The sequence below is a fragment of the Okeania sp. genome, from assembly GCF_035285525.1.
Classification (GTDB): domain Bacteria; phylum Cyanobacteriota; class Cyanobacteriia; order Cyanobacteriales; family Microcoleaceae; genus Trichodesmium.
Map to the genome: position 1 here is coordinate 1 of NZ_JAYKGW010000004.1, position 10,064 is coordinate 10,064.

Below are 10,064 nucleotides of genomic sequence, written 5' to 3' on the forward strand. Positions count from 1 at the left end.
ATTAAAGGATGGAGTTTTATTTCTGAAAGCTGACAAATATAGTGTTTATGATAGTCATAAATTACATCTGTTTTTATTCTATTTCCTATTCCCACCTTCTGTGTTCCCTATTCCCTAAAACCAAGGAGTTTTGTACCTGACAAGTATGGGAATTTCTACAATAACTTAATCCTTGAATATAAACTTTGGTTTAAGTAGGTAGAGACAAAAAACTAACTATGGCAAGAATAAGTTAAGTAGCTCTAAAAGCTATTCCCTTCTGCCTTCTGCCTTCTGCCTTACTTAACTTACCACTATCCGGTTCAGTAATTCATAAATAATAGAGTTAATAAAACCTAATGATAAAGCACCAATTAATGCACTCCAAAATCCCCAACGTAAACGAAATCCACTGACGAACCAAGCTGCTAAACCAAAGATAAGCATATTCATTAGTAGACTGAAAATAAAACCTGAAAGTACAATCTTAATAGGCAAAGCTAAACCAACTAAAACCGGACGAACCAGAGCATTTAACAATCCAAAAACTGCTGAAGAAGTCAACGCAATTCTAAAATCATCAATTTCTACTCCTGTAGGCAATTGAGAAATAATAAATAAACTAACCGCAGTGACAAACCAAAGTGTCAAAAGTTCTATAATACTCATTTTTTTCTCCTTAATTAATCTAGCTATCAGCTTTTAGCATTCAGCATTTAGCAAATCTGGTTAAAATCTCAGGTATTTGATTCTAAAATAAAGTAAATATTTTAGTAGCTTTTAGAGATTAGTTAATATGTAAGCATTTCCTGCGGAATGCTGCGCAAACAGCTATTAGCTGTCAGCTTTCAGTAAAAGGAGAGAGTTTAAATCCAATATACAACTTTTGTAGTTTAGATTTAATTATGACTCAATTAGTAAAGCTTTTATATCAAACTAAAAGCACTCTTTTGATAGCTGTTAGCTGACGGCTGAATGCTTACGTTAATATAACGTTCAATCCTGAAAAAGACATATTTTCCTTAATGCACAAAAAGTCAGAAATTAGAACGGAATAGTTCTGGGTGGAAATTTCCTTTACTAACTTTTAAAAAACAATCTTGCTGACTGCTGAGTGCTAATTGCTGAATGCTTATTTTACAGAAATCTAAACATTAAATCGGAAGAGCATAACATCCCCTTCCTTTACAAGATAATCTTTTCCTTCACTCCTCAATAAACCTTTTTCCTTAGCAGCAGTCATGGAACCAGTAGCTACTAAATCCTCATAGGCAATTGTTTCGGCTCGGATAAAACCTCTTTCAAAATCTGTATGAATTACACCAGCAGCTTGAGGAGCTAACATTCCGACTTTAATCGTCCAAGCTTTTGTTTCTTTTTCTCCAGTAGTAAAATAAGTCCGCAATCCTAATAATTCATAAGTTGCTTTAATTAGAGATTTTAATCCGCCTTCTTCTACTCCTAAAGATTCTAAATAATCAGCTCTTTCTTCTTCTGGTAATTCTATTAATTCTGATTCTACCTGAGCGGAAATTATCACAACTTGAGCATTTTCTATCGCAGCAATATTTCGGACTTTTTCCACCCAATCATTTCCACTTGCTAGGTCATCTTCTGAAACATTAGCAGCATAAATTATGGGTTTAGAAGTTAATAGATTTAAAGGCTTAATTATTAAAGATTCCTCTTCGTCTAAACCAGCCATTCTGACTGATTTACCTTCGTTTAAAATAGCCTCTAATTTTTCTAATACTTCTAGTTCTGCCTGAGCTTCTTTACTGGTACGAGCTTGTTTTTTAGTTCGTTCAATTCGTCGTTCTACTTGAGCTAGATCGGATAAGGCTAATTCTAAATTAATTACTTCAATATCTCTGACTGGATCGACCGAACCAGAGACATGAATAATATCCTCACTATCAAAACAACGAACTACTTGAACAATGGCGTCAACTTCTCGAATATTCGATAAAAATTGATTACCTAATCCTTCTCCTTTACTTGCTCCTTTTACTAAACCAGCAATATCCACAAATTCTATTCTGGTAGGAACAGTTTGAACAGAATTAGAGATTTTACTCAATACATTTAGTCGCTCATCTGGCACTGCCACTACACCAACATTGGGTTCGATTGTGCAAAATGGGAAGTTAGCGGCTTCTGCCTTGGCATTAGCAACTAAAGCATTAAATAAAGTAGATTTTCCGACGTTGGGTAGTCCGACAATTCCAGCTCTGAGCATAAATTTAAGTCAAAAATCAAAATTTAAAAGTTAAAAATTACTTCGCCCCACAGGATTCGACTGTGGTCAGTTAATTAAGATCAAAAAGTGAAAGGACTTGGTTTGAGCTAGTCCTGAAACAACTTTATAAGAATCTTCTGCCCTTGAATTAGAAGAGCAGTTAAAATTGCTTATCTACATTAGGATAGCAGAAAGAAAAAAAGAACCTGAGATTTATCACTTCAAGTTTCATTTCAAATTAGGAATTAAAAAATAAAAAACTATAGTTTGCTTTCTTTGTGAAATTGTGAGGTGAGCTACAGTGAAGAAATCTTAAATTTTGCACCGGGTGAAAAACATTTTTTATAAAAATTCACACTGAACAATCTCAAGTATTTCTCATTTAAGAGACATCTCCTCGACTCAATATGGAAGAAGGAAAAATAATTGATATTTAGGGCTGGCTGAAAAAATATGAAAGTATTGACAGATAAAAGTTTTAGCAATTTTATGTCTGGAAAAAGTATCAGCTTTTAGGTCAAAGAGGTGAAAAAAGTTAACAGAAAAAGTTTTGTTCTTGAGAAAAATTAAGAGACAATTTTTCTAGCTAATTCCTTTATAACTGCTATTCTCCCTGGATTGCAGGATTGCAGGATTGCTGGCTCAAACCCGCTACTAAAAGACTGAAGAAGCGCAAACCCTATTTTATAGATAAGAATTGATTTTAATTTTTATTTTTGGAGATGTCTAATAGTAAGCGCGATCGCCACACCGATGCTTTGCTTATTTTTTACAAATATCTTTTTGAAAATATATTTAATAAGTTATAAGTAAAATCTAGATTAAATTTTATTAAGTTAGTAGCTTTTAGCCAGAAAATAAGTCAAAGTATTATTTAATTGCTACTTAAAATTATTAGACTAATAAAACTATTGCGCAATGGTTGAACAAAGAATCATAGGAACTACTGAAGCTGCATATTTATCATGTATTTCACCGAAACGTTTACGAGATTTATTATGCGAAGGTCGAGTGAAAAATGCTTGGAAGGAAAATGGCTTTTGGCACATACCTGTTTATGGAGCTAAAGGTGAAGAAATGCCAATCATTTTTCCTGGCACAAGAGGTCCGAAAGGAAATTGGTGTAAAGAAAAACGTACTAAACCTACTATGATTCATGTGAATCAACATAAGATAAAGGAAAATGCGAAAAATCCAGAAGAGGAATTGAAGCCTGTAATTTCTGTCAAGCAAACTAACCATAATTACTATGGTTTCCAATTAGAAATTAAAGGTCCTTGTAGGATTGTATATAGTCCTCATAACCCGGCAAAATGTGGTGCTCATTTGTGGATTGATACTTTTAGTAGGGTGCAATTTATAGATGTTAATTTCAATCCAATTACCGCTTGTCGAGCCTACAAATACATATAGATCAATGTAATTTGAACTCAAGTCAATTATAGAGAGATGTAATTTTCAATTAAGAAGATAAAATTTAGATTTTTTTTGCCTCTCTGTCGTGCTAATCTGATAGTTAAACTTAACTATAGAGAACGACGGATGGATAATGCTGCGAAAAATCAAGCCCTTGTAGATGCTTTAACCAATCTACCAGAGGACGCAAATGAACCGCAAGTTAGTAATATTTTTGCATCTAAATTATTTAATTTTTTAGGTTTTGAAGAAAATGAAAGAGTACCTGAATTTTCTACAGGAACTGGTACTCAAGCGGTCGATCATGCTCTACGTTTGAATAGGGAAAATGACATATTTAATCAAACAAGAACTAATCCAGATGTGCTTGTAGAATTAAAAGCTCGGAATATTAATTTAGCTGCTGGTTCAAAAGGATATAAAGAGATTGATAAACAAATAAAACGGTATTTATTAGCAGAAAAATGTAGATCGGCGAAGTGGGGAATAATTAGCAATGGTAATCATATCCAATTATTTAGAAAGCATGGAAAAGTTATTCATCCGGTAACAGTTTGTCTGGAAATTAATTTAGAAAATATTATTAATATTGCTACATTAATTAAAGAAAAAATTGATAGACCACGAAAAGCATTAACAGTAGCAGTTTATAATAGTAAAGGTGGGGTAGGAAAAACTACAACTACAGTTAATACCGCAGCAACTCTATCATTGTTGTATGGCAAAAAAGTTTTGATTGTAGATTTCGACCCTGACCAACGAGACCTAACAACTTCTCTAGCAATTCAAGCAGGTAAACCTACCTTTAATCAATGTTTGGTAAATGAAAGTATTAATATTATAGATGTAATTAAGCCATACAAAACTAAATTTAATAAACTAAAAAAAGAAGTTGTTTTCGATGTAATTCCAATACCTAAAGATGAACCTCTCGAAGTCTGGGCTGAAGATAAATTGCGTCACGAAATAAAATTTTCCAGGTTAAGTAAAATCTTAGAGCCATTAAAAAGTAACTATGATTATATCTTGATTGATTCTTCTCCCAACTGGCGAATTTTTAGTAAAAGTGCAATTTATGCTGCGGATGCAGTTTTAATGCCAGCCAAACATAACAACTTATTTTCCCTAGAAAATGCAGCTATAGCTATCAAAAAATATATACCTGAAGTTCAATAGAATAGAAAAGATGGCGGACCTTTGGTTTTACCTATTTTCTTCAATGGTGAAAAAATTACAGAAGCTCAAATGAAAGAGGCTCAAGTTTATATTGATAAACTGATTAAGGATACTAAAAAAGACCCAAATCATAAATTTGATTTACTACCCTATTTTTATCCAAGTTATACTTCAGCAAATAAAAATAGAAAAATATTTCAATTACCTAATTATGCTTCTATTGCAAAATCGGCTTTTTCTCATGTACCTGCTGTTTATAAAGATCGGGTAGTTTTAGAATATTATAAGAGTTTGGTTAAGGAGTATTTTATACTATGAGTAGTTTGAGCGATGTTGGTAACTTAATGCACTTGTATATGTATAAGATTGAGTCTGGAGAAGAAATAAATGCTCCAGAATTTCTAATTTTATCAACGGCAAAAGTTCTGAATGAAACTGGTGGGAGAAACTGGATACCTGTAATTGTTAAAGAAGTTGGAGAAGATAAATATCAAGTAATTGGCAATTCTTTTATTTTTGCTGTAGCTGAAGCTGCTGGTTTAGAAAAAGTTTGGTGTATTATTGCTGATGAAAGTGAGGAAACTGAGAAAATTAGCAAAATTTTGTCAGGAGAAAAAACTCCACAAATAAATCTTTCTACTGCGACGAGAGATGAAATTAAAGTAGCACTTCAATACTTAATTGAAAAATCAGGCAGCAAACTTAAAGGAGTAAAATTGCCAGTAGCTACAAATCGTATTGATGAAGCTCCGCGTCAGTATTGGAAAGATTTTAAACCTATCACAAAATTAGGATGTGGAATTACGACGGCTAAAGTTAATGCTTTAAAAGAAGTATTTTATCTGACTCCTTAACCAATAGCTAAACCTGAGAAAGTGAATCTTTCTATTGCTACAAAAGATGAAATTCAGGCCGCACTTAAATATTTAATTGAAAGTAGTAAACTTAAACAAATTGAATTAGCAAAAACAACAGAACGTATTACTGAAGCTCCACGTCAAAATTGGAAAACCTTAGAACCAATTACAAAATTAAAATGTGGAATTGGAAAAAGTAAGATTAATGCTTTAAAAGAAATATTTTATTTATTCGAGAGTACAGAGTTATAAGTGGAAAAAAATATTCCCTGACTTTTAGTGGAGAATAATGAATACTGGTTAAAGACTCTACATTTTTATCGAAATAATTAATAATTAGGTCTTGCTGAATAAATCTAAAAGTTTTTATAAATAAAGGTTTTAGTCTTTTTAGGTTGGGAAAAAGTACCCGATTTTTAGCTATTTATGCTCAAAAAGTTAGGATTTTGGATAAACAAGCAGGGAAAAATCAAGGTAAAATTACCTCTCCTACTTTCTTTCTCTTCCCACAGTCCCCACCCCTCCCACACTCTAATTTTTTCAGCAATCCCTAATTAGGTCTGGCTGAGTAAATATCAAAGCTTTATCTGTAAAAGCTTCTAGCATTTTTAGGTCTCAAAAAAGTACCAGTTTTTAAGTCTTTCAAGCTAAAAAGTCTAGGATTTTCTGCTATAATTTAGCCTAAAATAAAGGGATAATTCTTCTGACTACCTCTTCTGTAATTTCTATTTCTCCTGGCTTCTGGCTTCTAGCTTCTGGCTCCTCCCCCTAAAAAAAGACTTTTTCAGCAAACACTAATTATAATTATTAATTGTTAAATTTAAGCTTGTTTATGTTTCCAGACTTTCCAACTTATATAAGCCAGTAAACCTGTAGCACTAAAAGCATAAATTGTACCACTAGGAACACCGGAAAAAGCCATTGCTAAACTTCCTACCCAAAGCGTTAATGAATAAATGAAAAAAACTGTCAATCTTTGAGATAAACCAGCATCTAATAAACGATGATGTAGATGACGTTTATCAGCAATAAAAGGAGATTTCCCATTTCGTAAACGGTCTAAAATTACTGCAGACATATCTAAAATTGGAACTGCTAAAATTAGATATGGTAAAAGAACAGAAGTAACCGCTGTTACTTTTACCAAACCTATTACTCCTACTCCTGCTAAAGTAAATCCTATATAGTAAGAGCCTCCATCCCCCATAAATATTTGAGCTGGATTAAAGTTATAACGGAGAAAACCTAATGTTGCACCTGCTAAAGCTGCTGCTATTAAAGCTGCTGCTGGTTGATCCATAAATATACTCACAATTAACATCACAAAAGCTGCAATACCTGAAACACCAGCAGCTAAACCATCTACACCATCAATCCAATTAATAGCATTTGCCATACCTACCAACCAAATTACAGTTACAGGCAAACTTAATATATTAATATGTACTAATCCATAAAAAGGGATAGTCAAAAACTCAATTTGTACTCCAACTATCCAAGCTGTACTAGCAGCAATTATTTGCATAAACAATCTCAGTAGTGGTGATAAATTAAATAAGTCGTCTGCTAAACCTATCATAAAAAAAGCTAAACCACCGATTGTTACTCCCCAGATTTCAAACTCTTTTTCTGGAGGTAAAATATTACCACTAGCATCTATAAATCCTCCTAACCACCAAACAATTAAAAGAGCAATTAGGCTACCAAAAAAAATAGAAACTCCTCCCAAACGAACAATTGGTTTTTGATGAATTTTACGACCGCCGGGATTATCGACTAGCCCCATTTTGAGACCAACTTTTTTGATTATTGGTGTCATTAAAAGTACCACTAAAGTCGAAATAACTAAAGTAATTAAATGGTACATATAATGAGGCACTTGAACTAATGGAGGATTAAGATTTAATAAGAAATAGTTAAGTTGGTATAGCATCATTAAATTCAGTTATCAGTTATTAGGTAAGCATTCAGCCGTCAGCTATTAGCTATCAGCTATTATCTATTAATTTTGAAGAAGGTAAAAGCCATCCTTGAAATTGAGAAAGAATAAAAAGTTACTGTATAAGTTTCCTTCCCGAAGCTCAGAAGTAATTAGAATTTGCTGATTAAATCTAAAAGCATTGACAGATAAAAATTAAAGGCTTTTTTAGGTAACACAAAGTGACAATAAATTACTAAATTAATCTTTAAAACTCTAGATTTTTCCTCACCAAAGTGGAAAAAATTTAGAAAAATTAACACCTGTAACTATTGCCTAAGCTGACCAACAAACTTTTGAGCGCAAACCCTAATTATTAATTACTAATTGCTGATAGATGATTGCTCATAACTGAATGCTTATTTTTTTTAGTTATCAGTTATCAGTATCTCTTAACTTAAATATAAGATAAGATAAAGCTCTTTATCTTAAATTTCCTTTTTGTAATATTGGTATGGCTTCAAAAAAGTAACCAATAAAACGGCGGTCATTGTGACTACCGTTTTATCATCATTTATATCACTTTGTTCCTATCTATCCCTATCAAGTTATTAAACAAAATTAGACTAAACTAGGGACTTTAGCCATCAAATGAGGGTAAAGAGGAAAACCATCGCATAATGATGCTACCCTGTCTCGACACTTTTGAGCTACCCCTTTATCTTCTGAATTGAGTAATCTTTCCGCAATAATATCGCCTATTTCTGTAAATTCAACAGTTTTCAGTCCTCGAGTTGTCATTGCCGGAGAGCCTAGTCGGAGGCCACTGGTAACAAAAGGAGATTCTGGGTCAAAAGGTACAGTATTCTTATTAGCAGTAACGTTAATTCCACTCATTAACTTATCTGCTTTTTTACCAGTCATACTTACCGATCTTAAATCCACTAGCATAACATGATTTTGCGTACCACCAGAAACTATTTTTAATCCCCGTTTTTGCAGTTGAGTTGCTAAGGCAGCAGCATTTTCAATAACTTGGCCGGAATAGGTCTGAAATTCTGGTTTTAAAGCTTCTCCAAATGCAACTGCTTTAGCTGCAATAACGTGTTCTAAAGGACCACCTTGAGTTCCGGGAAATACTGATTTATCCAATTTTTTCCCTAATTCTGGGTCGCGGGTTAAAATCAAACCGCCTCGTGGACCTCTTAAAGTTTTGTGGGTAGTAGTTGTCACCACATCACAGTGGGGAACTGGGTTAGGATGATGACCTGTTGCTACTAAACCAGCGATATGAGCAATATCCGCTAATAAGTAAGCTCCGACTTCATCAGCGATCGCCCGGAATTTTTCAAAGTCAATTATTTGAGAATAGGCAGAATAACCACAAATTAACAGTTTGGGTTTATGTTCTTTTGCCTGTTCTAGAACTTGGTCATAATCTATCGCTTCTGTTTCCTGACTTACACCATAATGATGAACTTTGAACCATTTACCAGAAATGTTAACTGGGGAACCGTGGGTCAAATGTCCACCGTGAGATAAGTCCATTCCCATAATGGTATCCCCTGGTTGTAGTAAGGTGAGGAATACGGCAAGGTTGGCCTGCGCTCCAGCATGAGGTTGTACATTAGCATGGGCAGCTCCAAATAATTGTTTGGCGCGGTCTATGGCTATTTGTTCGATTTCGTCGATAAATTCACAGCCACCGTAGTAACGTTTACCTGGGAGACCTTCGGCGTATTTATTGGTGAGTACGGAACCTTGGGCAGCCATTACTGCGGGTGAGGTAAAATTTTCACTGGCGATTAGTTCGAGATGGTCTTGTTGCCGTCCGTATTCTTTTTGGATTAGTTCGGCTACTAGGGGGTCAGTGTCTGCTAGAAAGTTAGCGTTAATCATGTTTATTCTTTTTTGAGGTTACATTACTACATTATTAATGTATATGCCCAAATTAGCTAGATGTGGTATTGGTTTATTATTCAAAATCGAAGATTATTTTGATTAATTTTTCATCCCTAATTTCTTTTTCTATTATTTTTTTATTAGTAGTCTTATAGATGTATTGATTTAGATTAAAAGTAGGAAACAGCGAAAATAAGTTTGCTTAAATTCGATTATTTTAAAGAAATTAAGTTTCTTTTTTGTTGGATTTCGTTGCCTCAACCCAACCTACAGTTTAAGTTAATTTAAGTTGATTTAAGTTACTAATAACTTTTGGTATTTGCTCAACTTCTAGTTCTCAAATTTCGGCAATTTTTTGAACAGAAAAGCCTTTTTTTTACAAGTATGTTGGGTTTCGTTGCCTCAACCCAACCTATAATTTAAGTTAATTTAAGTTACCAATAACTTTTGGTATTTGCTCAACTTCTAGTTCTCAAATTTCGGCAATTTTTTGAACAGAGAAGCCTTTTTTTAACAACTTAGGAATCACTTCTAATTTTGCCTCTAGTTTTGCCTCTGATTTGGTTTCTATTTTGAT

The 10,064-nt window shown here is 33.4% G+C and carries 9 protein-coding genes; 5 read left to right on the forward strand and 4 right to left on the reverse strand.

What is annotated here, in order from left to right:
• Positions 1 to 282: 282 nt before the first annotated feature.
• Entirely contained in the window at positions 283 to 648 is a 366-nt protein-coding gene (locus tag VKJ25_RS00225) for a phage holin family protein (protein ID WP_324234618.1), read from the reverse strand.
• A gap of 478 nt (positions 649 to 1,126) precedes the next feature.
• A complete protein-coding gene (ychF, locus tag VKJ25_RS00230) occupies positions 1,127 to 2,218 on the reverse strand; it encodes a redox-regulated ATPase YchF (protein WP_324234619.1) in 1,092 nt (363 codons plus the stop codon).
• Positions 2,219 to 3,136: 918 nt separating this feature from the next.
• Here ychF and VKJ25_RS00235 point away from each other — a divergent pair.
• From VKJ25_RS00235 to VKJ25_RS00255, 5 genes are all read left to right on the forward strand, one after another.
• Positions 3,137 to 3,631 carry a hypothetical protein gene (locus VKJ25_RS00235; protein ID WP_324234620.1) on the forward strand — a complete coding sequence of 165 codons (495 nt, stop codon included), beginning with the start codon at positions 3,137 to 3,139 and terminating at the stop codon, positions 3,629 to 3,631.
• A 75-nt stretch (positions 3,632 to 3,706) separates the two neighbouring features.
• Positions 3,707 to 4,810: a ParA family protein gene (locus tag VKJ25_RS00240; protein WP_324234621.1), complete on the forward strand. Its 1,104-nt coding sequence runs from the start codon at positions 3,707 to 3,709 to the stop codon at positions 4,808 to 4,810.
• A 21-nt stretch (positions 4,811 to 4,831) separates the two neighbouring features.
• Entirely contained in the window at positions 4,832 to 5,128 is a 297-nt protein-coding gene (locus VKJ25_RS00245) for a hypothetical protein (protein ID WP_324234622.1), read from the forward strand.
• Positions 5,125 to 5,664, forward strand: coding sequence for a ParB N-terminal domain-containing protein (locus VKJ25_RS00250; RefSeq protein ID WP_324234623.1), 540 nt, complete (start codon positions 5,125 to 5,127; stop codon positions 5,662 to 5,664). The genes VKJ25_RS00245 and VKJ25_RS00250 overlap by 4 nt, the downstream gene beginning before the upstream one ends.
• Before the next feature lie 21 nt (positions 5,665 to 5,685).
• Positions 5,686 to 5,919 carry a hypothetical protein gene (locus VKJ25_RS00255; protein WP_324234624.1) on the forward strand — a complete coding sequence of 78 codons (234 nt, stop codon included), beginning with the start codon at positions 5,686 to 5,688 and terminating at the stop codon, positions 5,917 to 5,919.
• 568 nt (positions 5,920 to 6,487) lie between these two features.
• Here VKJ25_RS00255 and VKJ25_RS00260 read toward each other — a convergent pair.
• Positions 6,488 to 7,546 carry a glycosyltransferase family 4 protein gene (locus VKJ25_RS00260; RefSeq protein WP_324234626.1) on the reverse strand — a complete coding sequence of 353 codons (1,059 nt, stop codon included), beginning with the start codon at positions 7,544 to 7,546 and terminating at the stop codon, positions 6,488 to 6,490.
• A gap of 660 nt (positions 7,547 to 8,206) precedes the next feature.
• The gene (glyA, locus tag VKJ25_RS00265) at positions 8,207 to 9,484 is read right to left on the reverse strand and encodes a serine hydroxymethyltransferase (RefSeq protein ID WP_324234625.1); all 1,278 of its coding nucleotides are present in this window, start codon (positions 9,482 to 9,484) and stop codon (positions 8,207 to 8,209) included.
• Positions 9,485 to 10,064 lie beyond the last annotated feature (580 nt).

Coding starts and splice junctions, on each gene's coding strand:
- VKJ25_RS00225 (WP_324234618.1), bottom strand. CDS start 648: ATGAGTATTATAGAACTTTTGACACTTTGGTTTGTCACTGCGGTTAGT.
- ychF (WP_324234619.1), bottom strand. CDS start 2,218: ATGCTCAGAGCTGGAATTGTCGGACTACCCAACGTCGGAAAATCTACT.
- VKJ25_RS00235 (WP_324234620.1), top strand. CDS start 3,137: ATGGTTGAACAAAGAATCATAGGAACTACTGAAGCTGCATATTTATCA.
- VKJ25_RS00250 (WP_324234623.1), top strand. CDS start 5,125: ATGAGTAGTTTGAGCGATGTTGGTAACTTAATGCACTTGTATATGTAT.
- glyA (WP_324234625.1), bottom strand. CDS start 9,484: ATGATTAACGCTAACTTTCTAGCAGACACTGACCCCCTAGTAGCCGAA.